Raw genomic sequence first — 23911 nt, 5'->3', positions numbered from 1 at the left:
CGCTCTGCGGACGGGCGGCGACTTGGTGGTCGTGCCGTCCGTGCCCGGCCACCACCCACGGTCAGGTGAGGGTGAACGCCTGGGCGTTGGAGTTGCCGCCGCAGGTGTGGACCGTGATGCTTCCGGCGCCGGCGGCGAGTCCGCCGGGCACGGTGACGACGAGCTGGGTGTCGCTCACGGGGGTGAAGACCGCGGTGGCGGTGGCGGCGGCACTGTCGGTGAAGGTGACGGTGTCGACGCTGACGAAACCGGTTCCGTTGACGGTGATTTCGTCCCCCGCCGTGCCCGATGTGGGCAGCACCGAGGTGATGGCCGGCGCGAGGAAGTAGTCGATCAGGGTGGTGCCCGAGGAGCTGGTACCGCCGGCGGTGGTGATGGTCAATGACTGGGTCGACACCGTGGCGACCTGGCCCGGGTTGGCCGGAGCGGTGAAGGTGACCTGGCCCGCCTGTGTGGGCGTGACCGCTACGGTACCGACGGTGCCCACCCCGACCTGCGTTCCGGTGAGGAAGTTGGTGCCGAACAGCGTGACCGGACCGCCGGTGGCGGCTGACACGCAGGTGACGCTCGTGCCCGAGGTGGTCGGCGCGGCGATGACGAAGAACGGCAGCGCGTTGCTGGTGGCGCCGGTGCTGCTGGTGACGCTGACCGAGACCTGGCCGGAGCACGGCGCCGAGGTGGGCACCACGAAGGTGACTTGGGTGGCGGTGACGCTTGTCGGGGCGACCGCCGCCGAACCGAAGTTCACCCTCGTGGTGGTGGACAGAGCGGTGCCGTTGATCTGGACGGTGTCCCCGGCCTTGCCCTGGTTGGTCGTGGTCGTGGTGTCCACTAACGAAGTGATGGCTGCCATGGTCTTTCTCCTTCGAACGTGCCGCTCTGCCGCGCGTAGCACGAACAGGCGGATGGGTGACGCGGCCCGCAACCGCATGGCGAATCCCAGTGGGCAATGGGGAAAGGGGAGACTTGGGAAGAAGCGTTGCCGCCGGGTGACTGGGCGGGTCGTTCCCTGGGCGGGTCCTCCTGGTCGTCCCCTGGGCGGGTCTTCCTGTGTGAAGCGATGCGGCACCACATCAAGGGGCGCCGGCAATCTCGCATGCCCGGCGTTGCAGCACAGTACGGAGCCGGCAAGGGCGAGTTCGCTTTCTGTACGGCGAACTGGCCGCTGCAACAGGCGAGTTAGGTGCCCTGCGATCTCAGCAGGGGGCAGTCAAAGGGGCGGTGGCGGCGCAGTTGTTGGGGGCGTTGCCGGACACATTGCTGGCGAGCAGCGTGACGGAGCCCGCGTTCCGGTAGATGCCGCCGCCGTTGACGGTGGCGGTGGAACCGGTGACGCTGCTGGCGGTCATCGTCAGCGCGGTGTCGGTGTAGATGCCGCCGCCGTACGAGGCGCGGCTGCCCCGGACACCGCCCGCGGTCATGGTCACCGATCCGCCGAGGTTGGCGATGCCGCCGCCCACGCCGAGGCCGGCGTCACCGTTGCTGATGGTGACCGTGGCCAAGGTGAGCTGGCCCTGGGCGGCCGGGAATTGTGAAGGGCCGTCCACCTCGATGATGCGGAAGGCGGGCGCGTCCGACGCGCGGGTGATCTCGGTGGCCAGCCCGGACATGGTGATCGGCGCGGTGATGTTCGGCAGGCCCGCCGGCCCTCCGCTGCCACCCGTGCCGTGTGCGCCGGTCAGGGTGTAGGTGCAGAACGGCGCGAGGATCAGGTCGGCACCCCCGGCGGCGTTGGCTCCGTCGACGGCACTGACCAACGCCGTCTCGCTGCACGGCACAACCACCACTTGCGCCGAGACCGCGGTATCCGCGTGCGCCGCCGGGACGGTGAGCAAGAGCCCACCGGCCGCGCCGACCCCAGCCAGTAATCGAAAAAAGTTGATGGCTCGCACAACGTCTCCTTCGACGTACGTATGAGCCACCGTGATCAGCCGATGCAGCGTGGGAGCGCATCGGCCGACGGCTTCCTCCGGTGGGTGCCCTCGCGAACCTGCGGCGGCATGCGCAGGCCGATGCCACTGAGCTGCGTTCCCCAGCGGAGGGATGGGCAGCCCACCTGGTCGGACACCACCAGTAAGCATCTGAGATGCCTTATCGACAAGAGATTCGACGACCCGCCACCCATTCGGCGGAGCGCACCACCCGGGGGCACGATGGGAGGCGCACTCCTCGGCTGCCCCATCCACAGAGATGCCTGCGCGCAGGTCTCGGTGGAGTTGGGCGAGGGCTGGTGGGCCAGGAGCGTGCGTCGCACCTCGTTGAGCAGGACCGTCTCCCCGCGCTCAATTCGCTTGCCGCTACGGCAGGTTGTCGGTCGTTCTGTCGTCGTGCGCCGCAGACTCGGCGGCGTGTGCGGCAGCGCGGGCGAGGCTGGTTTCGACGCGTCGCAGGATTTCCAGCGTTTCGGTGACCTGATCGAGAGTGAGGTCACCGGTGGAGGCGTCTTCGAGCTCGGCCCAGATGCGTTCGACTTCTCGGCGCAGCGCCTGACTGGCGGCAGTCGGTTCGATGATGGTGGCGCGCCTGTCGTCGGGGCAGGGACGGCGGCGGACGAAGCCGGCGTTCTCCAGACGCTTGATGCTGCGGGTCATGGTTGCGGCGTCGGAGTCGATCAGACGCACCAGATCGGTCTGCCGCTGGGGGCCCAGTTCCCACAGATGCATCATGACCAGTTCCTGGCCGAGGTGGAGGCCGACCCGGCGCAGGAGCTGTCCGGCGATCATGCGGTGCAGGCGGGCCACGCGGAAGATCGCGTGACTGACGGGCCCAGCCTGTGCGGAGCCGGGCACCGGCACGGTGGAGGTGGCCGGCGTCGCCTTGGGCGGCCGGCTCGGTTGGCCTTGTTTCTTCGGGTCGGCTGCCCGGCTCATCAGGATCTTCCCCTTTCCCGGCCGGCTCTGAAGTTGGCCGGACAACAATCAGGATAACCGCCTCTGCACGTTCTCCCCCGCCTCCGTGAACAGCAGAGAGCCCAGGTGGCTGACCGGCCCGCTGCTGGCCACGGCCGACCCGGGGAGATGACCTCCTACCCCGGCCCACCTTGGCCGCCGGCCTCGACCCCCGCCCCCGCCCCCCTGAGCCCGTGACGCGCCTCACACCCGTCCCCCGGGAATGAACGAGTGGCATTTACTTGTTCGGACAGGTGATTTACTTGTTCAGACAGGCAACCGGCCGGCGCGGGCAGCGCAAAGGCGCCCGCACCGCGGAACACCACTCACCCGAGGAAGAAGTCATGACCACTGCTTTCGACCCGATCGTCCTGGGCGGCAAGCCCCTGTCGAACCGCCTCGCGATGGCGCCGATGACCCGCAGCCGCGCCTACGGGCCCGGTGCCGAGCCGACCGAGCTGATGGCGACGTACTACGCGCAGCGGGCCAGTGCCGGGCTGATGGTCACCGAGGGCATCCAGCCCTCGCCGGTCGGCCAGGGCTACCCCGACACCCCCGGCCTGCACACGTCCGGGCAGGTGCGGGCCTGGCGGACGGTGACCGATGCGGTGCACCGCGAGGGCGGCGTGATCTTCGCCCAGCTGATGCACACCGGACGGATCGGCCACCCGACCCTGCTGCCCGAGGGTCTGGTGCCGGTGGGACCGTCGGCGGTGGCCGCAAAGGGGCAGGTCTACACCCACGAGGGGCCGAAGGAATACGTCACGCCGAACGAGCTGAGCGAGGCGGAGATCCGCCAGACCATCGCCGACTTCGCCGACGCGGCGCGTAATGCCGTCGAGGCCGGATTCGACGGCGTGGAGATCCACGGCGCGAACGGCTACCTGATCCACCAGTTCCTCGCGGACAACTCCAACCACCGCACCGATGCCTGGGGCGGCGACACCGAGGGCCGGATCCGCTTCGCCGTCGAGGTCGTCACGGCCGTGGCGGAGGCGATCGGAAGTGACCGGGTCGGCCTGCGGATCTCGCCCGGGAACCAGTACAACGACATGTCCGAGGACAACCCGGGCGAGGTCTACGGGGCGCTGCTGGAGCGGATCACCGGCCTGGACCTGGCCTATCTGCACCTGATGGAGGGCCCGGACCGCGACCTGACCGCGCGGCTGCGCAAGGCATGGTCCGGCACGTTCGTCCTCAACCCGTTCACCTACCCCGACGTCACCGGGCCCGACGCGCTGAAGCTGATCGAGGACGGCAGCGCGGACATGGTGGCGTACGGCGCACTGTTCCTGGCCAACCCCGACCTGCCGCGCCGCCTGGTCGCCGGTGGTCCGTTCAACACCCCTGACAAGGCCACCTTCTACGGCGGTGACCACCGCGGCTACACCGACTACCCCGCCCTCAGCGCCTGAGCGTCCGATCCCACCGGTGTGGCCGCACAGTGCGCGGTGAGTCACCGCGCGTGCGGTCCCCCTGCCTCTCCACCCGCCTCTCTTCGGGAGTTTCCCATGTCCAGAGCGATCACTTTCTCCGAGTACGGTCCGCCCGAGGTGCTGCAACTGTCAGAGGTCGCAGCTCCGGAGCCCGGCCCTGGCCAGGTCCGTATCCAGGTGCGGGCCGCCTCCGTGAACCCCCTCGACATCAAGATCCGATCCGGTCTGATGGCCGGCACCGTCCCCGACCGTTTCCCCGTGCTCCCCGGCCTGGATGCGGCCGGTGTCGTCGATGCCGTCGGCGAGGGAGCCGCTGCGGCGGTGGGGGACGAGGTTCTCGGCGCCGCGGTCGGCGGCAGCTACGGCGAGTACGCCCTGCTCGATCGACCGGTGGCCAAGCCCGAGGCCCTGTCGTGGGAGGTGGCCGCCTCGCTGGTCACGGTCGGCCAGACCGCATTCCGTGTCCTCGGGCAGCTGGGAGTGCAGGCCGGACAGACCCTCCTGATCCACGGCGCCGGCGGCAGCGTGGGCACCGTCGCGGTGCAGTTGGCCGTCGCCCGTGGCGTCACCGTCGTTGGAACGGCCGGCGGGCACGACATCGAGCGCCTCACCGCACTGGGAGCCACTGCGGTCCCCTACGGCGACGGCTGGGTGGAGCGGGTGAAGGCCGCGGCTCCCCGGGGAGTCGACTTCGTCTTCGATGCCTCCGGCGCCGGCGTGCTCGCCGACTCCGTCGCCCTGACCGGCGACAGCGCACACGTCATCACCATCGCCGACATGTCCGCCGCGCAACACGGCGTCCGCTTCAGTGCCGGGAGCCCCGACCAGGGTGGCGAAGCCCTCCCGGAGCTGGTGCAACTGGCCGCCGCCGGCAAGCTCGTCCTGCCCGTCTGGCGCGGCTACCCGCTCGACCAGGCAGCCACCGCCCACGCCGATATTGAGGCAAGGCGCAACCAGGGCAAGGTCGTTCTCCTTCCCTGACCCGCGATGTTGCCGCCTCGTCCGGTTCTTGGAGCGTTCTTGGAGCGGGCGAGGCGGCATCGGGCCGCAGCCGGAACCCCCGCCGGTTGCGGCCCATCCCCCGCTGCCGCATCACCAAGGACGGAGGATCAAGGCCCGTTGGCTGCCTGGCCCGCTCTCGCGCCGCTGACCGCCGATGCGGACCTGCTCGCCGCGTTCGAGGTCCTCGGCCAGAAATGGAACGGAATCATCCTCCACACCCTGGCCCCACGTCCCGCCCGCTACGGCGAACTGCACACCGCCATCGGCTCGATCAGCACCAAGATGCTCGCCGACCGGCTGCGCGAGCTCGTGGCGGCCGGGCTCGTCACCCACGACCACCTCCCGCCCGGGCCCGCCACCTACACCCTCACCACCGACGGCCGAGCCCTCCTCCCGGCCCTGGAACAGATCCGCGCCTGGTCACGGCACCGCACCAACCGCACCACCTGACCCGCTACTCGTCGAAGAAGGCAACCCCCATGCCCGCACGCACCCTGCCCGAAGCCACCTTCGCCCGCACCGTCCTGGGCTCCGGCCCCGGCCTCGCCCTCGCTCACGGCGCCGGCAGCAGCATCGACAACACCTACGGCCCGATCCTCGAAGGCCTGGCCGCCCACCACACCGTCGTCGGCATCGACTACCCCGGCAGCGGCAAGACCTCCCGCTCCACCACGCCACTGTCCCTGGACGACCTGGCCGACCAGCTCGTCGCCGCCGCCGTCGCCGGGGGCCTGGACACCTTCGCGGTCTCCGGCTATTCCCTCGGCGGCCCGGTCGCCATCCGCGCGGCCGCCCGCCACCCCGAACGCGTCACCGCCCTCGTACTGACCGCGACCCTCCCCCACCGGGACAACCGCCTCGCGCTCGCCACACCGATCTGGCGCAAGCTCGCCGAGACCGATCACGAGTTGCTGGCACAGTTCCTGGTCATGATGGCCAGCGGTGCCGATGCGCTGGAGGCCATGCCGGACGAGCAGCTCCGGCAGGCCGTCGGCTTCACCGCCGCCCACATCGCCGACGGCACCCCCGAACACGCCGAACTCGCCAGCCGGGTCGACGTCCGCGACGACCTGCCTGGCATCCAGGCACCCACCCTGGTCATCTCCACCACCCAGGACTGGTTCACCTCCACCCGCCTGCACCACCAGATCGCCGACACCGTCCCCGGCGCCCAGCTCGTCGAGATACCCACCGGCCACCTGCCCATGGTGGAACGACCCGAGGAGTGGCAGCAGCTCATCACCCGCTTCCTCGCCCAGCACAACGCCTGAGCACGGACATGCGTGGGGCCGCACCAGCAACAGCGGCGCGGCCCCGCGCGCGCCCGCGTTCTGTCCGCCGGGCCAGGTGACCACTAGGCTGCGACGATGGAACACTTAACCGACGTGCCCGAGAGTCCCGCCCGGTCCGCAGATCCGGTTCAGGCGAATGACTACGACAGCTTCGCCGAGGCGTACTCGGCGGAGAACGAGAACAGCCTCGTGAACGCGTACTACGAGCGGCCGGCGATGTTGGCTCTCGCCGGAGACGTGTCCGGCCGTCGGATCCTGGACGCCGGCTGCGGCTCCGGCCCGCTGACCGCTGCCCTGCGCGACCGCGGTGCGGTCGTCACCGGCATCGACGCCAGCGCCGGGATGCTGGCGTTGGCAAGGCGGCGGCTCGGTGACGACGTGGCCCTGCACGTGGCGGACCTGCGCGACCGTCTGCCGTTCGCCGACGGTGCGTTCGACGACGTCGCCGCTTCGCTGGTCCTGCACTACCTGGAGGACTGGGGGCCGACGCTGGCCGAGTTGCGGCGGGTGCTCAGGCCCGGTGGCCGGCTGATCGCGTCGGTGGAGCACCCTTTCGTGGCCTACACCATCGAGGATCCCCGGCCCGACTATTTCGCGACCACCAGCTATACCTTCGACTGGACGTTCAACGGGCAGTCCGTCCCGATGAAGTTCTGGCGCAAGCCGTTGCACGCGATGACCGATGCGTTCACCACCGCCGGCTTCCGCCTTTCCGTCCTCAGCGAGCCGCAGCCCGACCCGGCCGCCCGTGAGCTGTTCCCCGACAGCTTCCATGACCTCGCGACCAAAACGTGTTTCCTGTTCTTCGTCGTCGAAGTGCCGCCGTCGGCTGCGGACCCGGACGACCAGCCAGTCGTGCAACACGGCGGAGCCGGGCCCGAAGGCGCAGATCGAGGTCGAGGACGCGGCCGCCGACGGCTGTAGGCTCTCCGCATGCCACAGACCGGAGAGCCGCGCATGCCAGTGGGCGGAGCGCACGTGCGTCAGGCCGTCGCCCACTGCATCGACGTTCTGAAAGGCGTTCCGGCTGCCCAATGGCACGCTCGGGCCGGTGACTTGGAGTGGACGTGCTGGGAGACCCTTGAACACCTCGCGGACGACCTGCTCACGTACGCGCTACGGTTCGGGCTCGCGCAGCCCATCGCCGTACCGCGCGTTCCCCTCCGTGTTTCCTGTGATCGCCCGGGCGGTCCGGCCAATGTCATCTTCGGGGACCAGGAGGCAGGGCCCGAAGGGCTGTTGACCGTCGTGGAGGCCTGCGGTGGACTGCTCGCGTCGGTCGTCGACACCACCGGCGCAACCACCTTGGCCCCCCACGTCTTCGGCGCCTCCGACCCCGAGGGCTTCGCAGCGATGGGCATCGTCGAGACCCTGGTCCACACCCACGACATCGCCCAGGGACTGAACCGCACCTGGGAGCCCCCGCAGGACCTGAGTGAGCGGGTCCTCGCGCGGCTGTTCCCCGACGTCCCCGTCGTCGACACCCCATGGTCGACCCTTCTGTGGGCCACCGGTCGCCTGGAGACGCCTGATCGCCCCCGCCGGACGGACTGGCGCTGGCACGGTGCGCCGCTCGGCCGGGGTTGACTGAGGTGGCTTGAGAAGGGGCGTGAGGTCACCCGCGAGCGCGAGGAACACCGCGCGTCGACGGTCCGGGCACCGCCCAATCTTCTGGCGAGGTTGGTGGTGGCCCGGCAGCAAATATCTGCCGGGCCACCTTTCCCTCAGTCGGTATCGGTGCGCTTTTCGAGGCGGGTGCCGTGGCGAAGGGTGATCGACATCAGGTCGCTGGGGGCTGCCAGCTCCAGGCGGTGCCAGCGACCTCGCGGGACGATGACGGCGTTGCCTGGCTGCAGCTGCACCATGTCCTCGGCGTCGCCGGGCCCGTCGGGCCGGAGGTAGAGGCGAATACCGCCGGTCAGGCAGCACACCGCTTCCTCGGCCGCCGGGTGCATCTCCCAGTGGTCGGCGTGGACGTCGGCGTCGGTCTCCACATGGAACGTGGCGATCTGCCAGGCACCGGAGCCGCTGCTCGTCATCTGCCGTTCGACGGCTTGGACATCGCCGTCGGGGTGGAAGTGCAGCGCCGAGGCGAACAAGTCGACGGTCGTGGTCGTCATGATGGGGTTCCTTCCAACTGGTTGTCTGCGGGGGCGCTGGTGGGTTTCGGGACAGGGGGGACGGCGCGGTGGCGCGGCAGCACGCCGATCGCCACGACCAATGCGAGCAGGAAGAGGGCGGCGGTGACGGCCAGGCCCAGGGCGTAGCCGTCGCTGAGCGCGGCGGGGTCGGTGGCCGTGCCGGTGTGGTGTGCGGCGATGGTGGCCAGGGCAGCCAGTCCGATGCAGCCGCCGAGTTGGCGTGAGCTGTTCATCAGGCCGGAGGCCATGCCGGCCTCATGCGTGGCGACGCCGGTGGTCGCGGCGGCGGCGACCGGTGCCAGGACCAGTCCGGCGCCGACGCTGGTGACGAGGGACGGGCCGAGCACGTCGGTGAGGAAGCTGCCGTTGGGGCTGATGAGGGCGAACCAGCCCAGGCCCGCGGCGGCCAGCAGGGCGCCGGGCACCAGGGACGCACGGGGGTTGCGTGCCGCGGTGATGCGGGTCGCGACGATGGTTCCCACGACCAGGCCCAGGGAGAAGGGCAAAAATGCGGTGCCGGTCGCTGCCGCCCCCATGCCCAGGACCTGCTGCATGTACAAGGACACGAAGTAGAACGCGGTGAATTGCCCGGCCGCGGCCAGGAACACGAGCATGTTCGCGCCGGCGATCCAGCGGCTGCGCAGCAGGCCGAGGCGCAGCAGCGGTGCCGTGGCCCTGGACTCGGCGAAGAGGAAGGCGACCAGCATCGCGGCTGCGGTGGCCAGGGTCGCCCACGTGAGCGGGGAGCTCCAGCCGAGGATGTCGGTGCGGACGACACCGAGCACCAGCAGCCCGACTCCGCCGGTCGCCAGGACGGCGCCCAGCGCGTCCAGCTTCTCGTGCCGGGCGGGTTGCGCTCCGGCGGGTACCCCTGCGGGGACCAGCGCGAGAGCTGCCGCGACGATGGGCAAGTTGATCAGCATGACCCAACGCCAGCCCGCGTACTCGGTCAGCAGTCCGCCTGCCAGCACGCCCAGTGCGCCGCCTGCGGCGTTGACTGCGCTCCAGACTCCGAGCGCGCGGACGCGCCGGGGGCCTTCGGTGAAGGTGGTGGTGAGCATCGCCAACGCGGCCGGCGCGGATGCGGCGGCGCCCAGACCCTGTCCGGCGCGGGCGGCGATCAGTTGCCAGGGTGCCTGGGCCAGCCCGCCGGCCAGCGAGCACAGTCCGAAGACGGTCAGCCCCAGCACGAACAGCCGGCGCCGGCCGTACAGGTCGCAAGCGCGGCCGCCCAACAGCAGGAACCCGCCGAACGTGAGCGCGTACACGTGCACCACCCAGGACAGGTCCAGCGGCGCGAATCCCAACGCGGTGCGGATCGCGGGCAAGGCGACGTTGACCACGGACATGTCCAGGGCCACGACGAACTGGGCGACGGCGGTCGCCGCCAGCACCACGCCGGGTCTCCCTCGAGAGTTTTTATACATGTAAGAAAAGTTAGCGTCAGGTGTAGCCGTTGTCGACACCTGGGGGATGATGGGGGCATGCCGCAACCGTCCGCACCGCGCAAAAACCTGGGCCGACCTCCCCGTATCTCCCGCGAGGAGATCGTCGAGGCAGCCCGCCGGATCGTCACTGAGGCAGGTGTGGACCGGCTGACCATGCGGCGCCTGGCCACGGAGGTCGGCAGTACGCCGATGGCGCTCTACCACCACGTCCGCGACAAGGAAGAACTCCTCGTCCTGCTGCTGGACGACTACGCCACACGGACGCTGCGCCGGCCCGAACTGCCCGCCGACCCTCGCGAGCGGATCGTCGTCGCCACCACCGCAATCCACGAGGCGCTCGCCGCCTGTCCCTGGATCGTGGAGGTGCTGACCGCCGATGACTTGATGTCCACGTCCGCGCTGTGGTTCGTCGAGCAGATCGTCGACGGCCTGGTCGAGTGCGGCCTCTCCCCCGAACAGGCCGTCCACGGCTACCGCGCGATCTGGTACTACACCGCCGGAGAGATCGTGGTCAGGACGACAGCGGCGCGGCGGCGCGCAGACGATGCCCGTGCGACCTACCGGGAGCAGGTCTTCGCCGACCTCGACCCGAACGAGCTACCCCGCCTGGCACAGGTCGCGGACCGCTGGGCGCCGCTGACCGCCCAGGACACCTACCTGGACGGGCTTCGGGCCCTGGTGGACGGCCTTCTCGCCGGCCACTGACCTTGCGCGCCCGGCAGTTGGGCGGAGTGGGGCCGACGAAGCACATCCGGCACGCTGCCTGTCGCGGGCGAGCAGGAGGTCGCAGCCGTCGAGGAGTTCTGTGGGACGCGGTGGCCGTGCACCGGGCATCATCAGGGATGTGACCCGCCGTATCGTGCTCGTCTCAGGGGCTCCTGGAGCCGGCAAGACCACTCTGCCGCTGTCGGAAGAACTCGGTTTCCCTTTGCTGGCCAAGGACCACATCAAGGAAACCCTGCACGACTCGCTGGACGCGCCCGCAGAACTGGCGTCCTCACGCCGACTGGGCGCTGCAGCCATGCGGCTGCTATGGGCACTTGCCGGGCGATGCCCGGAGGCCGTCCTGGAGGCGAACTTCCTGCCTCACCACCCGGATACCCGCCCCCACCTGGACTCCTTGTCCGCGCACGTGGTCGAGGTGCATTGCTGGTGCCCGCCGGCCGAGGCTGCCCGTCGGTACGCCGCACGAGCGGCCACCGTCCACCCGGTCCATGTGGTTCGCGAACTGTCGCCCGAGGCCTTGACCCAGTACGATCGGCCGCTCGGTTACGGCCCGGTCATCACGGTGGACACCACTCGCCCGACCGATCCGTCCGGCATCGCGGACGAGGTCCGCCAGGCATTCGACCGGGCAATGACACGACCGTGAGGCGGGCGGGCTGCCGGGTCGCCGGCGGAACGGCGGACGCCGGCCCGCGAACTGCCGCCTGCGACCCACGCCCAACGACCTGCGACCTGCGACCGCCCATGCGTGACGCCCCGTGGGACCGAGATTCCCCGGGGCGTCGAGCTCTGTGCGTCGCGTCCGCTACCAATGTTCTTGCTGATGCCTCGTCAGGTACGCTGTCCAGCGGTTGCCTTGGCCACCAGCAGCACCGCCAGCAGGCCGATGCAGATCAGGACGTAACCCGAGGTGGTCAGGGTGCCGACGGTGCCCAGGACCGCGACGCCGAGCGCCGAGCCGGCCTGCCGGATGCCGTTCAGGGCGCCCTGACTGGTTGCTGCGTACTCCGGCGGCGCCGAGACGGCCATCGCGGCGGCGGCGCCGGGGATCGACAGCGTGCCGGACGCGGCCAACGTCAGCTCGGCGGCGAGGATCAGTGGCAGGGGCGGATGATGGCCGGTGCAGAAGGCAAGCAACACACCGGAGACCACAGCGGCGGACATGCCGGTCAGCAGGATCGGGCGCGCGCCGTAGCGGGCGACGAGCCGGCCGGTGAAGAACGGCATGACGCACACCGGGAAGGCGATCGGCAAGGAGGCGAGGCCGGCCTTGAACGGCGTCAGGTCATAGGTGTGCTGCAGCCACACGGCGAACAGATACATCCCGCCGAAGTAAGCGAAGCAGGACACCGCGGCGGCAACCATGGCGGCCCGGACCTTCGGCAGGGCGAGCAGCGCCGGCGGCAGGACCGGGGCGGCCACCCGGCGTTCCACGACGGCCACGGCGACGAAGCAGAGCAGCGCGGCGACGATCGGGACCAGGGCGCGCGGTGAGCCCCAACCCTCGATGCCGGCCTCGACCAGGCCGAAGGTGAGCAGAGCGAGTCCGGCGGTGGACAGCGCCAGACCGGGGCGGTCCAGAGCCCGGGTGGCACGGAGGGGCGGCACGGGCAGTCGACGGGCCAACAGCAGGGCGGCCAATGCGATCGGCGGGTTGACCAGGAACACCAGCCGCCAGCCGCCGAGTTCGACGAGGGCGCCGCCGAGCACGGGTCCGGCGGCGGCACCCAGGCCGCTGAGCGCGGCCCAGGCGCCGATGGCACGGGTGCGGCGCGCGGGGTCGGGGTTGAGGTGGATCAGCAGTGCCAGGGAGGCGGGCACCAGGCCGGCGCCCGCGGCACCGAGCAGTGCGCGGCCGCCGATGAGGGCGCCGACGTTCGGCGCGAACGCGCACACCACGGACAGGGCGGCGAAAAGGCCGAGTGCGGTGGCGTAGACACGGCGCGCGCCCCAACGGTCGGCGATGACACCACCGGCCAGCAGCAGCCCGGCGAAGACGACCGTGTAGGCGTCGACGGCCCAGGGCAGCGCGGCGGTGGCCGGGTGCAGCGACTTCTGCACGTCGGGCACCGCGACGTTGAGGATCGAGGTGTCGAGCAGGACGAGCAGGTTGCCGGTGGCGATACCGGCGAACGTCAGCTTGGAGTGACGCTTGGACGGTGCGGGCGCCTGGGCGGGCGCGGCCGGTGGGGTCGGTGGGGTCGGGCCCGGCCCGGCGAGCCCGGAAGGACGGGAGAGGGGATCGGCGGTAGTCATGGCGGCAGCCTCCCCCGACGGGCCGCTGGCCTGCGACGTCGTACCTCCGATACCCCCATCGGAAAATCCGATGGGGGCTATGCTGCTGCTGTGGACTCACGCTATCTGCGCGCTCTCGTCGCGGTCGCCGACCATGGCGGCATCTCCTCCGCAGCCCAGGCGTTGGGATACGCCCAGTCCAGCCTCAGCGCCCAGCTCAAGCGGCTGGAGGCGGACCTCGGGGTGAGCGTTCTGGTACGCCAGGGCGCGGGTTCGGTGCTCAGCGAGGCCGGTGCCCGGCTTCTGCCGTACGCGCGCGAGGCTCTGGAACTGGAGGAGCAGATGCGCCGGGTGGCGCGCGGTGGTCGGCCGCGGCTGCGGATCGGGGCGCAGCAGTCACTGGCGCACGTGTGGATGCCGGAGGTGCTGGCCGCGTTGGAGTACGGCGCAGGCGGCGCGGAGGCCGGCGCGGACGTGGAGTTGACGGTTGCCAACCGGCGTGCGTTGGAGCAGGCGTTCGGCGCGGGTGAGTTGGATGTGATCTTCCAGTATGACAACGGCATGCGTGCGCTCGGCCCGCATGCGGTGGTGGGACACGACCGGACGGTTGTGGTGGCGGGGCCCAGTCATCCGTTGGCCCGGGAGGAGGAGGTCACGCCGGAACAGCTGCTTGGGTACGACTTCCTGGTGGCCGAGCCGGGCTGCACCTCGGAGATGCTGGTGGACCGCTTCGGGCGGGATCTGCTGGCCGGCGCCCAACTGGCCATGGTTCAGGGGTCGTTGTCGGCGCTGCTGCGGCTGACCGGGCACGGACACGGGCTGTCGCTCCTGCCGGAACTGGCGGTGACCCGGGAGCTGCAGGAGGGCGAGCTGGTGACCCTGCCCCTGGCGGAGCGGATCCGCCCGGTCAGCATCGTCGCCCAGTGGCGGCCGCGACTGGGACCGGCCGAACACACTCTGCGCGTTCTCCTCGACGTGGCCCGCCGCGCGGACCCATTGCCCGAGGCCACCGATACGGCACGCGCGGCGAAGGCTTCATGATCGGGCAGCGGGCCTGGTATGTCGGAAGCGGCCAGTAGCCTCAGGCACCATGGGAATTCAGATCGATGTGGTGGCGGCTTACCCGATCAACGATGAGATGGAGAGGGTGCTCGGGCTGGCCGAGGCGGTCGGCGAGCCCGTCAGAGTCACGTTCATGTGGGAAGGGCGTCAAGAGACGGAGCACGCCGTGCTGGTGCCGGCGGCCACGCTGGCGCTCTGGGAGCACTGGGCCCCCACCGCCTACCCGACGAGTGACGCCGGGGACGAGCACCGGGCCGAAACGGAAAGGCCGGAACTGGCCCACCCGGCGGAATTCGGCCCGTTCACGCTCTTTCGTCGTCGCGTGGGAGGGCGCACGGCGGTCGCCCGCGGAGGGGTGGTGGTCGCCGAGCTGCTGAACCCCGACGAGGCGCACTGGCTCGAAGAGCAGGCCCGCGATGTCCGCCAAGGCTTCATGGATCCGAAGCAGAAGGCAGCGTTCGAGGAGTTCCTCGCCCGACAACCCTCTCTCGATGACCAGTGACGGGTGACGCGCCGACTCATGCTGAGGCCGCGGACTCCGACAATGGATCAAATCACCATGAGTCATCCGGCGGCGCGGGCCTCCTCGTATCGGCGCAGCAGCCCCAAGGCACCGGCCGCGGAGGACCTGGGCGTGCTCCCAACGCTGGGACCGGGTTGCCGAGTACGACCGGACGCTCGACGACTCCGACGCCGACGCCTGCCGGGGCCTCTCGTACGTGCCGTGCCGCCCCCCACGGGAAGGCACGCTGAGTGCGCGATCGGACCTCAGCGCCGGGCCAGCGCCAGCACGCTCAGACCGAACATCAAGACGCCCAGGGGAAGATGGACCGCAGGGACGTGCGCGATGCCCAGCACGACCTGGACCGAGGCGAGTACGAGGAATCCCGACGCGTGCCGGACAGGCCGGGCCGAGCCACCGCCCGGCTTCCACGCCAGCACCGCCGCGAGCACATACAGCATGGCGGCCGCGTACATCACCCGGGCTCCGACACCGTGCAGCGTCTCTCCGTAGGACGAGGTCAGCAGCAGTCCGGCGGAGACCGCCTGGACGAAGATGGTCAGGGTCTGCAGGCCGATCGCGAACCGCAGGAACGAGAAGCTGCGCTGCGCGTTCGCAGCCGCTGTCGTCGTCGCGGTCGCCGTCACCTGAGTGGCCATGTCCCAGTCCCCTTTTCCGCCCTCGGGCAGTGGATCGATAAGGTCTCACCAACCCGACGACGCGGGCCGGCAAAAGGTAAGGCGAGGGGGCGGCCGAAAGCATGGAGACTGTCGGGACCGGCGCCGATGAGAAAGTCGGCGAGGACGAGATAGTCGGCGAGCGACGCCAACTGATCAATGTGGCGTACCGATTGCTCGGCTCGGTGACCGAGGCCGAGGACGCCGTACAGGATGCTTACGCACGCTGGTACGGGCTGCCGCGAAGCCGGCAGGAGGCGATCCTGTCCCCCGGCGCCTGGCTGACGACGGTGACCAGCCGCATCTGCCTGGACCTGCTCGGCTCGGCGCGGGCCCGCCGTGAACGCTATGTCGGCGCGTGGCTGCCCGAGCCGCTGCCCGACCGCAACGAGTGGGACCACGCGGGCGGCGCCAATCCCACCGGTCCCGCGGACCCCGCCGATCAGATCGTTCTGGACGAGTCGGTGGCCATGGCCTTCCTTGTCGTCCTTGAGTCGATGACGCCCGCCGAGCGGGTGGCGTTCGTCCTGCACGAGGTCTTCCGGTACCCGTTCGCCGAGATCGCCGACGTTCTCGGCCGGACCCCCGCGGCCTGCAAGCAGCTGGCGTCCTCCGCCCGGCGGCGAGTGGGCGCCACCCGCCCTCCGGCGACCGCGACCGGCCAGGCCGACGTGGTCAGGCACGTCAAAGAGGCATGGGAGACCAAGGACATCACAGCACTCGTCGGTCTCCTCAACCCTGCTGCCGTGATGACCGCCGACGGCGGCGGCATGGTCGGCACCGTCCTGCGGCCGGTCGAGGGCGGCGCGCGCATTGCCCAGTACATGGTCGCCGTTGCCGACAAGGCTCCGGGGCTCGAACTCCTGGAACGGTCGGTCAACGGGGTGCCGGGCCTGGTGGCCCAGCGCGCCGGCGTCGTCGTGACCGTCGCCTCGTTCGACGTCTCCGACGGGCGCGTCACCCGGATCTGGGTGGTCCGCAACCCGGAGAAACTACGGCCGTGGGCACGGGAAGGCTAGCTGGGGTCTGTCCGGCGGACTCCACGCACCGGCCACCGCGGAAGGAACCAGCGACAGCCGACCCGACAGGCCGACTGACCGGTAGGCAAGGCCCAGGGAGCCGAAGTCTGCCCAGCGACGCAAGCCAGCCGCAGCGCTTCGAACGGGTTTTCCCCAAGCCCGGATATTTCCCGGTGCCTGTGTGACGATCTCCCTATGCGTCGCACCGTACTGATCGATGCCCCGTCCAATCTGGGACTGCGGCCGCCCGCCCCCGGCACCGTCCCCGGCTGCGCCAAGCTCGCCGGTGCCCTGCGGGAACAAGGCCTGCTGCACCGGCTCGGCGCGCTGGAGGGCGGCGTCGTGGTGCCACCGCGCTACGACCTGACGGGTTGGCGAGAGGGAGTGGACGGGGACTTCAACGCCGTGGCCTTGACCGGGTACACCCGAAAGCTGGCCGCGCGCGTCGAGGACCGGGTGCGCAGCGGCGACTTCCCGGTACTGCTCGGCGGGGACTGCAGCATCCTGCTCGGTGCGGTGCTCGGGCTGCGGCGGCTGGGCCGGTACGGCGTGGCGTACCTCGACGGGCACGGCGACTTCAGGCACCCGGGGAACGTGGCCGTATCCGGACCGCTGGGCGCCGCCGCCGGAGAGGGCGTCGCACAGATCACCGGCCGCGGACAGGCCGACCTCACCGACATCGACGGGCTGCGCCCCTACGTCCGCGACGAGGACCTGAGCGTGCTGGGCATCCGTGACGCGGACGAGTACCAGGCGGAGTTGACCGAGCTCGGTATCCGCCACACCCACGTCGGGGAAATCCGGCGGCTCGGACCTGAGACGGTGGCCCGTACAGTCCTCGACCACCTCCAGGGGCCTGCGCTCGACGGCTTCTGGATCCACCTCGACGCGGACGTCCTGGATCCCTCCGTGATGCCGGCGGTCGACAGCCCCGACCCGGGAGGACTGCTCACCGACGAACTCCGGTCACTGCTGGCCCCGTTGGCCGCTTCACCGCGCTGCGTCGGGGTGAACATCACCATCTACGACCCCGACCTCGACCCGGACGCCAAGGGCGCCACCCTCCTCGCCGACCTCCTCGAAGACGTCCTCGCCCTCGAAGACGCCCCTGGACGGTGAGTTCGGCGCGAGCCAGTGCAGGGCGTCGCACCGGTGGCCGGTTCCAAGCTCCGAGCATCTGCCGCACTACAGGGGGGACGCGGCCGGTCGCCGCATGGGGCCTTGCGGCCGGTGTGGTCAGGGTTGCGCGGTCAGCAGTTCGGCGGATGCGGAGGTGGATGCGGATGCTGCTACGCCAAGCGCAGGGTCTCGGCAAGTTCCGCAGCAGGGGCAGTCGGATTACGGGGGTGGAGGAGTTCGGTGCGGTGCACCAGTCGGGGTTCGGTGATCGGTACGGCCGCGACGCCTGGCATGCCGGCAGCCATGGGTAGGGCTACTGTCGCGAGTCCGGCATTGGCGGCCACCAGGGCGCCGAGTGCCTTGGTATCGCTTCCGGTGTAGCTGAGTTGAGGTCCGAAGCCGTCGCTCTGGGCGGCGGCCCGTAGCTGGGCCAGGGGCACGGCCGCGTCGGGGGCGTCGATCCAGCGAGCGGCGGCGAGGTCCGGCAGCCGCAGTGCGGAACGTCCGGCGAGCGGGTGGGTGGCGGGCAGCAGGACCGCGAGGGGCTCTTGGGCGATTGCGAAGGCGGTGAGGGGGCCGGTGTCGGGCAGCGGAAGCGGGTCACTGGGCGCTGCCGCGCCATCGATCAGGGCGAGATCGGCCGCTCCGGCCAGCACTGCCTGGACTGCCTCGCTGCGGGCGCCCACCTGTACCGAGACCGCGAGCTGTGGGGCCGCGGTCCGGGCGCGTACCAATGCGTCGGCGACGGCGGGCGTCAGGGCACCGGGGGCGCACGCCACTGCAAGTCGTTCGGGGTGCGCCATGCGCAGGCGGGCGATGTCTGCCCGTGCCGCATCCAGGCGCAGCAACAGCGGCCGGGCGTGTTCCAACAACCGCTCGCCCGCCTCGGTCGGGGTGACTGGGCGGCGGGTGACCAGCGGCGCGTCGAGGTCCGCTTCGAGGGCGGCGATGTGCTGCGAGACGGCGGACTGGGTGTAGCCCAGGCCCCGGGCTGCGGCGGAGAAGGAGCAGTGGTCGACCACGGCGAGGAAGGTGCGAAGCTGCTGCGGGTCCATGAGTATCAGTATTGCTGATACTGAGTGCAGGGATCATCGTTGGACGCGATGCAGGTGGGCGGCCCAGGATGGCGGCATGACCCACACCGCCCGCATCGCCCTGGTCGGCGACCGCTCGCCCCACGTCCGTTCCCACACCCGTATTCCGGGCCTGCTCGACGCGTTGCGCGAGCGTGACGGCCTGGACCTGGACGCCTACTGGATCCCCACCGAGGATGCGACGGACGCCACGGCGCTGGCCGCGTTCGATGCGATCTGGATGCTGCCGGGCAGCCCGTACCGCAGCGAGTCCGGCGCGCTGACAGCCATCCGGACCGCCCGCGAACACCGCATTCCCCTTCTCGGCACCTGTGCCGGCTTCCAACACGTCCTGCTCGAATACGCCCGCAACGTGTGCGGCCGGTCAACGGCGGCGCATGCCGAAAACTCGCCGGACGCGCCGGTAGAGGACGCTGTGGTGGTGCCGCTCGCCTGCTCGCTCGTCGGCCACGAGGGCACGATCGAGCTGGTCGCGGGCTCGCTCGCCGAGCAACTGATAGGCGCCGAGCGGTCCATCGAGCGCTACCACTGCAACTTCGGCGCCAGCCCCCGTTACGTAAAGCTGCTGCGCGACCGAGGGCTGCAGTTCACCGGCGCCGATTCCGAAGGCGAGGTGCGCATCGCGGAACTGCCCGGCCACCCGTTCTTCCTCGCCACCCTCTTCCAGCCGGAACTCGCCGGTGACGGCAGCCGACCGCATCCCCTCATCCGCGGCCTTGCCGCCGCGGCCGTGACGCACGCGGCGGCAACGGCATGACTGGTTCGAACGCCGTCGCAGTCGTGGCAGAAGGTTCCTACCGAGGGCCTGCCAGCCGTGTCCTACTGTCAGATGACGCAGAGAAGTTGACTTGGTGACAGGCCTGCCTCGGAGCAATTGTCACCTGCGTGAATCTGGAAGGGTTCTTGAGCAGAAGACTGGCGGCCGGGCGGGTCGTTCGGATCGAGGTGGCATCCTGGCCTGCATGGCCGAACCGATGGATCCCCCGTTCGCGGATGCCGACCTGACCGCCTTCATCGAGGCCGTTCGGCAGGACCCTGGACCTCCCGCCCGTGCTGTGGGCGCGGTGGAGTTGCGGCGTGCGCAACGGCTACGCGCTGAAGCCCGGCCCCCCGGCCCCGAGATCGCCCATGTCGAGGACCTCACGGTCGGCTCGGCTGCCGTGGGGGTCCGCCTCTACCGGCCTTCGGTGGTGTGCGGGCCGCTGGTGGTGTTCCTTCATGGCGGGATGTGGACGATCGGTGATCTGGAGTCGCACGACCGGGTGTGCCGGCGATTGGCACTCAGGACCGGCGCGGCTGTGCTGAGCGTCGACTTCCGCCGGGCTCCGGAGCATCCGTGGCCGGCTGCCGTCGATGACTGCGTGGATGTCCTTCGGTGGGCAGCGGCCGGTGGCGATTCCCGGGTCGGGGTCGACGGTCCGATCGTCGTCATGGGTGACAGTTCCGGTGGGAACCTCGCCGCGCTCGCCTGTCTGCGCCTGCGCGATGAAGGCGGACCGCTGCCGGCCGCCCAGGTCCTCGCGTATCCCAACACCGATCTGACGCTGTCCTGTCCCAGCGCGCGGTCGAAAGCCACGGGTTGGGGCCTGACGGTCGACGATGTCGCGTGGGGCGCCGAGCAATGGGTCCCGGATCCTTCGCGGCGCGCCGACCCAGGAGTCAGTCCGCTGCACGCCGCAGACCTCGGCGGGCTGCCGCCCGCCGTTGTCGTCACCGCGGAGCACGACCCGCTTCGGGATGAGGGCGACGCCTATGCCGCCCGGCTTGCCGACGCGAACGTTCCGGTCAGACACCGCTGCGAGGCCGGGATGGTCCACGGGTTCCTCACCCTTGACACCCTTTCTCCCGCCGCCGCGGAGGCGGGAGAAAGGCTCTTCGCGGACGTCGCCGATCTGCTGGAGCTTGTCCGATGACAACCCGTTCGCACCGACGAGTCTCTGCCCAACGGCACACCGGGCCACGTACTGCTCCACGGAAAGCTGGCCGACGAGGCGACCGCGTCGGTGGCCATCCACGGCGGCAACCGGCCGAGCGAGGTCAGCTTCTTCCTCAAGCTCGCGTGCGAACGAGGAACGCTGATCGCCACGCCCCGCCGCCCCGGGATGTACCTGCACTGGACGGACTGGAACATCACCGCGAACGGTGAGCCCGTCCCCGTGCCGGCGGCCTACCGCACGGTTCCCGATGCGGTGCCCTCGGGCCCGGCGGTCAGGATCGCGGCGCTCTACCGCGACACAAGCAGCGAGGTTGACTGGTCGGCGCACTGGAACGCGTACGCCCGGCTACCGCCGACTCACCAACTCGGACGGTCCTCGTCTCAGGTGAGCCGCTTTTCGAACCAATGGTGGGCGTAGGGCTCGTCGTTGAAGGCGGCGACCTCCTTGTACCCGTTGTTGCGGTAGAGGCGGGTGGCCGCTTCCAGGGCTTTGTTGGTGTCGAGCCGTACGAGCTCACTTCCGTGCCGGGCGGCGCGTTCCTCAAGTTCGGACAGCAGGCGCCGGGCCAGGCCAAGCCCTCGGGTGCGGGGGCAGACCCACAACCGCTTGATCTCCGCGGGGGCTCCGGCCGGCAGCTTGAGCCCGCCGCAGCCCACCGGCTCGCCGTGCAGCCGGGCGACGAGGAACAGACCGCGGGGTGCGCGCAGTTCGCCCGGGTCCGGCAGCAGGCTGTTTGCGGGGTCGAAGCCGCCGTCGAAGAGCTCCTGCAGTTCGGTGGCGTAGGACCGCAGGCAGTACACGGCGTCCGGGTGGTCGGGGTCGAGCACTTCCAAGGAGACCACCGAGGCGGTCAGCAGTCGCTCGACCTCTGCCATGGCCGCGGTCAGCTGGTCCCGCTGCCGAGCGTCGAGTGGGTCGAGGAGCGATGCCGCGAGTGCGTCGCTGCGGTCGTCGAGAAGAGCGCGCTCCTCCCGCCCGGCCGCGGTCAGCCGCACGATCCGTACCCGCCGGTCACGGGGATGGGGCTCGACGGCGACGAGGCCGTCGCGCTCAAGCGCCCGGAGGAGCCGGCTCACATAGCCGGAGTCGAGTCCGAGCCGGGCCCGTACGCTGCGGACGTCGTGCGAGCCCTCGTCGCCGATCTCCCAGAGCAGCCGGGCCTGCCCGTAGGGGCGCGCACCGCCCAGATAGTGATCGTGCAGCACTCCCACACGCTCGGCAACCGTCCGGTTGAAGCGCCGTACCTGCTCTACCTGCCCCACCTGCTCTACCTGATCCGTCGGCATTCTCTGACCTTAGTCAGGTAATGGTGGGAGGGTCAATGCGGTGGGCAACCAGTGGCTTGCCAGTGGCTTTCACGGCGCTGTCACCGCTGCCGCGATCCGGCTGTGGCTGGGGCTGCGACTGCCGCTCCGCTCACGATCCGCGGGTCGGAGCGACTCTCCTGGACGCCAACGACCAAGCGCTCCTCGACATCGACGCCATCGAGACCGCCCCCATCCTCCGCGACGTCAAACGCTTCACCACAGCCTGAATTCCACCGCTGGAGATCCCGGCCACGGCTTCCCCACCTCACGCCGCCCTGCACGCTGGGAAATTCACGGCCACTCCATGGGGCCCTTCTGTAGGGTCGCGCCATGACAGCGCCTCTGTACCCCGCGAAGCCCGAACCAGGTGACACGGTCGCCGTCGTCTCCCCGTCCAGCGGACTCGCCGGCATCCTGCCGCTGCCCTTCGAATTGGGCCTGCGGCGGCTGCGCGAGGATTTCGGTCTGAACGTCGTGGAATACCCGACCACCCGGAAGATGAACAGCACCCCGCAGGAGCGCGCGGCCGATGTGCACGCCGCGTTCGCCGACCCAGAGGTCAAGGCGGTCATCACGAGCATCGGCGGGGACGATCAGATCACGCTTCTGCCGCACCTCGACCGTGACTTGCTGCGTGCCAACCCCAAGCCGTTCTTCGGGTACAGCGACAACACGAACCTGCTGGTCTACCTCGCCAACTGTGACATCGTCGCCTACCACGGCGGCACCGTCATGGTCGAGCTCGGACGTCCCGGAGCGATGCACCCGCTGACTGAGGCGTCGCTGCGCGCCGCGCTGTTCACCTCCGGACCGTTCGAGCTCACGGAGCCGAAGGAGACCCGGACCGAGGACAGGCTGTGGCAGGACCCGGCCACGTTCGAGGTCGAACCCGCCATGGAGCCGGCGGACGCCTGGACGTGGCACAACGCCGACCGGGTCGTCGAGGGCCGTGCGTGGGGAGGGGAACTGGAGATCCTGTCGTGGCTGATGATGGCCGACCGGGAGATCCTTCCGGCGGATCGGTACGCCGGGCGCGTGCTGTTCGTGGAGACCTCGGAGGAGATGCCGCGGGACGAGACGGTCTACCGGATCCTGCGCAACATGGGCGAGCGCGGGCTGCTCCGGCAGTTCTCCGCGCTCTTGGTGGGGCGTGCGAAGGCCTGGTCGTTCCAGAATCCCCACAATGCGGATCAGCGGGCCGAGTACCGGAGCGCCCAGCGCAAGGTGGTGCTGCGGGCGCTGTCCGAGTACGCCCCGGACATGCCGGCGGTATTCGATGTCGATCTCGGCCACACCGACCCGCAGGTGGTGATTCCCATCGGCGGCACGGTCAGGATTGACGGGCCAGCACGTCGGATCACCGTCACGTACTGACCGCGCCCACGCCGCTCGCCGTGCCAAGACCCGTGTCCCACTTGCCCAACAGCCGTACCACCACCAACGAATTGCGTTCCTGGAGACGACATGAGCAGCGCCCTTCTCGTGATGGACGTCCAACAGGCGATCGTGGACCTCGTCGACGACGGCTCCGGATACCTGCCACGCCTGCGCAGGGCGATCGACGGGGCGCGGGCGGCGAACATGCCCGTGATCTACGTGGTCATCTCGCTACGTCCCGGCTTCCCTGAAGTCGGCACGCGCAACAGGCCGCTGGCCGCCATTGCACAGGCTGGGCTCTACGTCGAGGGCGCCCCGGGCACCGAGATCCACCCGGAGGTCGCGCCCCGGCCGGGCGACGTGGTGGTCACCAAGAGGCGGGCGAGCGCGTTCTCGGGCAGCGATCTCGATGTGGTGTTGAGGGCACGCGGTATCGACAGTCTCGTGCTCACCGGCATCGCCACCAGCGCAGTGGTGCTGTCCACCCTGTGCCAGGCGAACGACCTGGACTTCGGCCTCACCGTCCTCTCCGACGCCTGTCTGGACACCGACCCGGAGGTGCATCGGGTCCTCATCGAGCGACTGTTCCCGCAGTGGGCGGACGTCGTCACCGTCGATGAATGGGTCACGACGACCGCCCTTCCATAGC

General features: G+C 70.2%; 27 protein-coding genes. 18 read left to right on the top strand and 9 right to left on the bottom strand.

Features of this window, described 5'->3' with window-relative positions:
- Positions 1 to 61: 61 nt before the first annotated feature.
- The 3 genes from ACGF4C_RS14305 to ACGF4C_RS14295 all read right to left on the bottom strand — a co-directional run bounded on the left by ACGF4C_RS14305 (position 62) and on the right by ACGF4C_RS14295 (position 2870).
- A complete protein-coding gene (locus ACGF4C_RS14305; protein ID WP_393566217.1) occupies positions 62 to 853 on the bottom strand; it encodes an IPT/TIG domain-containing protein in 792 nt (263 codons plus the stop codon).
- Positions 854 to 1196: 343 nt separating this feature from the next.
- Entirely contained in the window at positions 1197 to 1892 is a 696-nt protein-coding gene (locus tag ACGF4C_RS14300; RefSeq protein ID WP_393566215.1) for a hypothetical protein, read from the bottom strand.
- Positions 1893 to 2297: 405 nt separating this feature from the next.
- Complete coding sequence (locus ACGF4C_RS14295; RefSeq protein WP_393566213.1) at positions 2298 to 2870, bottom strand: MarR family winged helix-turn-helix transcriptional regulator; 573 nt, start codon at positions 2868 to 2870, stop codon at positions 2298 to 2300.
- Positions 2871 to 3232: 362 nt separating this feature from the next.
- Here ACGF4C_RS14295 and ACGF4C_RS14290 point away from each other — a divergent pair, with 362 nt between their 5' ends.
- The 6 genes from ACGF4C_RS14290 to ACGF4C_RS14265 all read left to right on the top strand — a co-directional run bounded on the left by ACGF4C_RS14290 (position 3233) and on the right by ACGF4C_RS14265 (position 8205).
- A complete protein-coding gene (locus tag ACGF4C_RS14290) occupies positions 3233 to 4303 on the top strand; it encodes an alkene reductase (RefSeq protein WP_393566212.1) in 1071 nt (356 codons plus the stop codon).
- A gap of 96 nt (positions 4304 to 4399) precedes the next feature.
- Positions 4400 to 5305 (top strand): NADP-dependent oxidoreductase, encoded by a 906-nt coding sequence (locus tag ACGF4C_RS14285; protein WP_393566210.1) that lies wholly within the window; start codon positions 4400 to 4402, stop codon positions 5303 to 5305.
- Positions 5306 to 5443: 138 nt separating this feature from the next.
- Complete coding sequence (locus ACGF4C_RS14280) at positions 5444 to 5776, top strand: winged helix-turn-helix transcriptional regulator (RefSeq protein WP_393566209.1); 333 nt, start codon at positions 5444 to 5446, stop codon at positions 5774 to 5776.
- A gap of 29 nt (positions 5777 to 5805) precedes the next feature.
- A complete protein-coding gene (locus tag ACGF4C_RS14275; RefSeq protein ID WP_393566207.1) occupies positions 5806 to 6597 on the top strand; it encodes an alpha/beta fold hydrolase in 792 nt (263 codons plus the stop codon).
- 96 nt (positions 6598 to 6693) lie between these two features.
- Positions 6694 to 7542 (top strand): class I SAM-dependent methyltransferase, encoded by an 849-nt coding sequence (locus ACGF4C_RS14270; protein ID WP_393566205.1) that lies wholly within the window; start codon positions 6694 to 6696, stop codon positions 7540 to 7542.
- Between the two features lie 9 nt (positions 7543 to 7551).
- On the top strand, positions 7552 to 8205 hold the full coding sequence (locus ACGF4C_RS14265; protein WP_393566204.1) for a DinB family protein: 654 nt from the start codon (positions 7552 to 7554) through the stop codon (positions 8203 to 8205).
- 137 nt (positions 8206 to 8342) lie between these two features.
- Here the strand turns inward: ACGF4C_RS14265 and ACGF4C_RS14260 are convergent, their stop codons facing one another.
- Both ACGF4C_RS14260 and ACGF4C_RS14255 read right to left on the bottom strand, forming a co-directional pair.
- Positions 8343 to 8738, bottom strand: a complete 396-nt coding sequence (locus ACGF4C_RS14260) for a cupin (RefSeq protein ID WP_393566203.1) — start codon at positions 8736 to 8738, stop codon at positions 8343 to 8345.
- Positions 8735 to 10186, bottom strand: a complete 1452-nt coding sequence (locus ACGF4C_RS14255) for an MFS transporter (RefSeq protein ID WP_393566201.1) — start codon at positions 10184 to 10186, stop codon at positions 8735 to 8737. The genes ACGF4C_RS14260 and ACGF4C_RS14255 overlap by 4 nt, the downstream gene beginning before the upstream one ends.
- Before the next feature lie 57 nt (positions 10187 to 10243).
- Between ACGF4C_RS14255 and ACGF4C_RS14250 the strand changes: the two genes are divergently transcribed.
- Positions 10244 to 10912 (top strand): TetR/AcrR family transcriptional regulator, encoded by a 669-nt coding sequence (locus ACGF4C_RS14250; RefSeq protein ID WP_393566199.1) that lies wholly within the window; start codon positions 10244 to 10246, stop codon positions 10910 to 10912.
- A 139-nt stretch (positions 10913 to 11051) separates the two neighbouring features.
- Positions 11052 to 11579 (top strand): AAA family ATPase, encoded by a 528-nt coding sequence (locus ACGF4C_RS14245; protein WP_393566197.1) that lies wholly within the window; start codon positions 11052 to 11054, stop codon positions 11577 to 11579.
- Between the two features lie 185 nt (positions 11580 to 11764).
- Here the strand turns inward: ACGF4C_RS14245 and ACGF4C_RS14240 are convergent, their stop codons facing one another.
- Complete coding sequence (locus ACGF4C_RS14240; protein ID WP_393566195.1) at positions 11765 to 13189, bottom strand: MFS transporter; 1425 nt, start codon at positions 13187 to 13189, stop codon at positions 11765 to 11767.
- A gap of 90 nt (positions 13190 to 13279) precedes the next feature.
- On the opposite strand from ACGF4C_RS14240, the gene ACGF4C_RS14235 reads away from it, so the two are divergent.
- Together ACGF4C_RS14235 and ACGF4C_RS14230 are read left to right on the top strand one after the other, a co-directional pair.
- Positions 13280 to 14209 (top strand): LysR family transcriptional regulator, encoded by a 930-nt coding sequence (locus ACGF4C_RS14235; protein ID WP_393566194.1) that lies wholly within the window; start codon positions 13280 to 13282, stop codon positions 14207 to 14209.
- A gap of 49 nt (positions 14210 to 14258) precedes the next feature.
- Positions 14259 to 14732 carry a hypothetical protein gene (locus tag ACGF4C_RS14230; protein ID WP_393566192.1) on the top strand — a complete coding sequence of 158 codons (474 nt, stop codon included), beginning with the start codon at positions 14259 to 14261 and terminating at the stop codon, positions 14730 to 14732.
- Positions 14733 to 14998: 266 nt separating this feature from the next.
- On the opposite strand, the gene ACGF4C_RS14225 is transcribed toward ACGF4C_RS14230, so the two are convergent.
- The gene (locus tag ACGF4C_RS14225; protein WP_393566190.1) at positions 14999 to 15391 is read right to left on the bottom strand and encodes a hypothetical protein; all 393 of its coding nucleotides are present in this window, start codon (positions 15389 to 15391) and stop codon (positions 14999 to 15001) included.
- Between the two features lie 101 nt (positions 15392 to 15492).
- Between ACGF4C_RS14225 and sigJ the strand changes: the two genes are divergently transcribed.
- Positions 15493 to 16428 carry an RNA polymerase sigma factor SigJ gene (sigJ, locus tag ACGF4C_RS14220; protein ID WP_393566188.1) on the top strand — a complete coding sequence of 312 codons (936 nt, stop codon included), beginning with the start codon at positions 15493 to 15495 and terminating at the stop codon, positions 16426 to 16428.
- A gap of 195 nt (positions 16429 to 16623) precedes the next feature.
- On the top strand, positions 16624 to 17547 hold the full coding sequence (locus ACGF4C_RS14215; protein ID WP_393566187.1) for an arginase family protein: 924 nt from the start codon (positions 16624 to 16626) through the stop codon (positions 17545 to 17547).
- Between the two features lie 170 nt (positions 17548 to 17717).
- On the opposite strand, the gene ACGF4C_RS14210 is transcribed toward ACGF4C_RS14215, so the two are convergent.
- Positions 17718 to 18602, bottom strand: a complete 885-nt coding sequence (locus ACGF4C_RS14210) for a LysR family transcriptional regulator (RefSeq protein ID WP_393566185.1) — start codon at positions 18600 to 18602, stop codon at positions 17718 to 17720.
- Positions 18603 to 18678: 76 nt separating this feature from the next.
- On the opposite strand from ACGF4C_RS14210, the gene ACGF4C_RS14205 reads away from it, so the two are divergent.
- The 3 genes from ACGF4C_RS14205 to ACGF4C_RS14195 all read left to right on the top strand — a co-directional run bounded on the left by ACGF4C_RS14205 (position 18679) and on the right by ACGF4C_RS14195 (position 20995).
- A complete protein-coding gene (locus ACGF4C_RS14205) occupies positions 18679 to 19398 on the top strand; it encodes a hypothetical protein (protein WP_393566183.1) in 720 nt (239 codons plus the stop codon).
- Between the two features lie 205 nt (positions 19399 to 19603).
- Positions 19604 to 20554 (top strand): alpha/beta hydrolase, encoded by a 951-nt coding sequence (locus ACGF4C_RS14200; RefSeq protein WP_393566181.1) that lies wholly within the window; start codon positions 19604 to 19606, stop codon positions 20552 to 20554.
- A gap of 90 nt (positions 20555 to 20644) precedes the next feature.
- The gene (locus tag ACGF4C_RS14195; protein ID WP_393566179.1) at positions 20645 to 20995 is read left to right on the top strand and encodes a hypothetical protein; all 351 of its coding nucleotides are present in this window, start codon (positions 20645 to 20647) and stop codon (positions 20993 to 20995) included.
- On the opposite strand, the gene ACGF4C_RS14190 is transcribed toward ACGF4C_RS14195, so the two are convergent.
- Positions 20959 to 21864 (bottom strand): GNAT family N-acetyltransferase, encoded by a 906-nt coding sequence (locus ACGF4C_RS14190; protein WP_393566177.1) that lies wholly within the window; start codon positions 21862 to 21864, stop codon positions 20959 to 20961. The genes ACGF4C_RS14195 and ACGF4C_RS14190 overlap by 37 nt on opposite strands.
- A 62-nt stretch (positions 21865 to 21926) precedes the next feature.
- Here ACGF4C_RS14190 and ACGF4C_RS14185 point away from each other — a divergent pair, with 62 nt between their 5' ends.
- The 3 genes from ACGF4C_RS14185 (at position 21927) to ACGF4C_RS14175 (ending at position 23910) form a co-directional block, all read left to right on the top strand.
- Positions 21927 to 22112 carry a hypothetical protein gene (locus ACGF4C_RS14185; RefSeq protein WP_393566175.1) on the top strand — a complete coding sequence of 62 codons (186 nt, stop codon included), beginning with the start codon at positions 21927 to 21929 and terminating at the stop codon, positions 22110 to 22112.
- A gap of 103 nt (positions 22113 to 22215) precedes the next feature.
- Positions 22216 to 23259 carry a S66 peptidase family protein gene (locus ACGF4C_RS14180; protein ID WP_393566173.1) on the top strand — a complete coding sequence of 348 codons (1044 nt, stop codon included), beginning with the start codon at positions 22216 to 22218 and terminating at the stop codon, positions 23257 to 23259.
- Positions 23260 to 23349: 90 nt separating this feature from the next.
- Positions 23350 to 23910 (top strand): cysteine hydrolase family protein, encoded by a 561-nt coding sequence (locus ACGF4C_RS14175; protein ID WP_393566171.1) that lies wholly within the window; start codon positions 23350 to 23352, stop codon positions 23908 to 23910.
- Position 23911: the final 1 nt, after the last annotated feature.

The organism is Streptomyces sp. NPDC048197 (assembly GCF_043202395.1).
Taxonomy (GTDB): Bacteria; Actinomycetota; Actinomycetes; order Streptomycetales; family Streptomycetaceae; genus Streptomyces; species Streptomyces siderophoricus.
The sequence above is the reverse complement of the archived record's forward strand: the minus strand, read 5'-3'. Positions and strand labels throughout refer to the sequence as shown.

What these genes read in the sequence shown, in the direction of transcription:
- ACGF4C_RS14305 (WP_393566217.1), bottom strand. Translation starts at nt 853, where the DNA reads ATGGCAGCCATCACTTCGTTAGTGGACACCACGACCACGACCAACCAG.
- ACGF4C_RS14295 (WP_393566213.1), bottom strand. Translation starts at nt 2,870, where the DNA reads ATGAGCCGGGCAGCCGACCCGAAGAAACAAGGCCAACCGAGCCGGCCG.
- ACGF4C_RS14290 (WP_393566212.1), top strand. Translation starts at nt 3,233, where the DNA reads ATGACCACTGCTTTCGACCCGATCGTCCTGGGCGGCAAGCCCCTGTCG.
- ACGF4C_RS14285 (WP_393566210.1), top strand. Translation starts at nt 4,400, where the DNA reads ATGTCCAGAGCGATCACTTTCTCCGAGTACGGTCCGCCCGAGGTGCTG.
- ACGF4C_RS14275 (WP_393566207.1), top strand. Translation starts at nt 5,806, where the DNA reads ATGCCCGCACGCACCCTGCCCGAAGCCACCTTCGCCCGCACCGTCCTG.
- ACGF4C_RS14270 (WP_393566205.1), top strand. Translation starts at nt 6,694, where the DNA reads ATGGAACACTTAACCGACGTGCCCGAGAGTCCCGCCCGGTCCGCAGAT.
- ACGF4C_RS14265 (WP_393566204.1), top strand. Translation starts at nt 7,552, where the DNA reads ATGCCACAGACCGGAGAGCCGCGCATGCCAGTGGGCGGAGCGCACGTG.
- ACGF4C_RS14260 (WP_393566203.1), bottom strand. Translation starts at nt 8,738, where the DNA reads ATGACGACCACGACCGTCGACTTGTTCGCCTCGGCGCTGCACTTCCAC.
- ACGF4C_RS14255 (WP_393566201.1), bottom strand. Translation starts at nt 10,186, where the DNA reads ATGTATAAAAACTCTCGAGGGAGACCCGGCGTGGTGCTGGCGGCGACC.
- ACGF4C_RS14250 (WP_393566199.1), top strand. Translation starts at nt 10,244, where the DNA reads ATGCCGCAACCGTCCGCACCGCGCAAAAACCTGGGCCGACCTCCCCGT.
- ACGF4C_RS14240 (WP_393566195.1), bottom strand. Translation starts at nt 13,189, where the DNA reads ATGACTACCGCCGATCCCCTCTCCCGTCCTTCCGGGCTCGCCGGGCCG.
- ACGF4C_RS14230 (WP_393566192.1), top strand. Translation starts at nt 14,259, where the DNA reads ATGGGAATTCAGATCGATGTGGTGGCGGCTTACCCGATCAACGATGAG.
- ACGF4C_RS14225 (WP_393566190.1), bottom strand. Translation starts at nt 15,391, where the DNA reads ATGGCCACTCAGGTGACGGCGACCGCGACGACGACAGCGGCTGCGAAC.
- sigJ (WP_393566188.1), top strand. Translation starts at nt 15,493, where the DNA reads ATGGAGACTGTCGGGACCGGCGCCGATGAGAAAGTCGGCGAGGACGAG.
- ACGF4C_RS14215 (WP_393566187.1), top strand. Translation starts at nt 16,624, where the DNA reads ATGCGTCGCACCGTACTGATCGATGCCCCGTCCAATCTGGGACTGCGG.
- ACGF4C_RS14210 (WP_393566185.1), bottom strand. Translation starts at nt 18,602, where the DNA reads ATGGACCCGCAGCAGCTTCGCACCTTCCTCGCCGTGGTCGACCACTGC.
- ACGF4C_RS14205 (WP_393566183.1), top strand. Translation starts at nt 18,679, where the DNA reads ATGACCCACACCGCCCGCATCGCCCTGGTCGGCGACCGCTCGCCCCAC.
- ACGF4C_RS14200 (WP_393566181.1), top strand. Translation starts at nt 19,604, where the DNA reads ATGGCCGAACCGATGGATCCCCCGTTCGCGGATGCCGACCTGACCGCC.
- ACGF4C_RS14190 (WP_393566177.1), bottom strand. Translation starts at nt 21,864, where the DNA reads ATGCCGACGGATCAGGTAGAGCAGGTGGGGCAGGTAGAGCAGGTACGG.
- ACGF4C_RS14180 (WP_393566173.1), top strand. Translation starts at nt 22,216, where the DNA reads ATGACAGCGCCTCTGTACCCCGCGAAGCCCGAACCAGGTGACACGGTC.
- ACGF4C_RS14175 (WP_393566171.1), top strand. Translation starts at nt 23,350, where the DNA reads ATGAGCAGCGCCCTTCTCGTGATGGACGTCCAACAGGCGATCGTGGAC.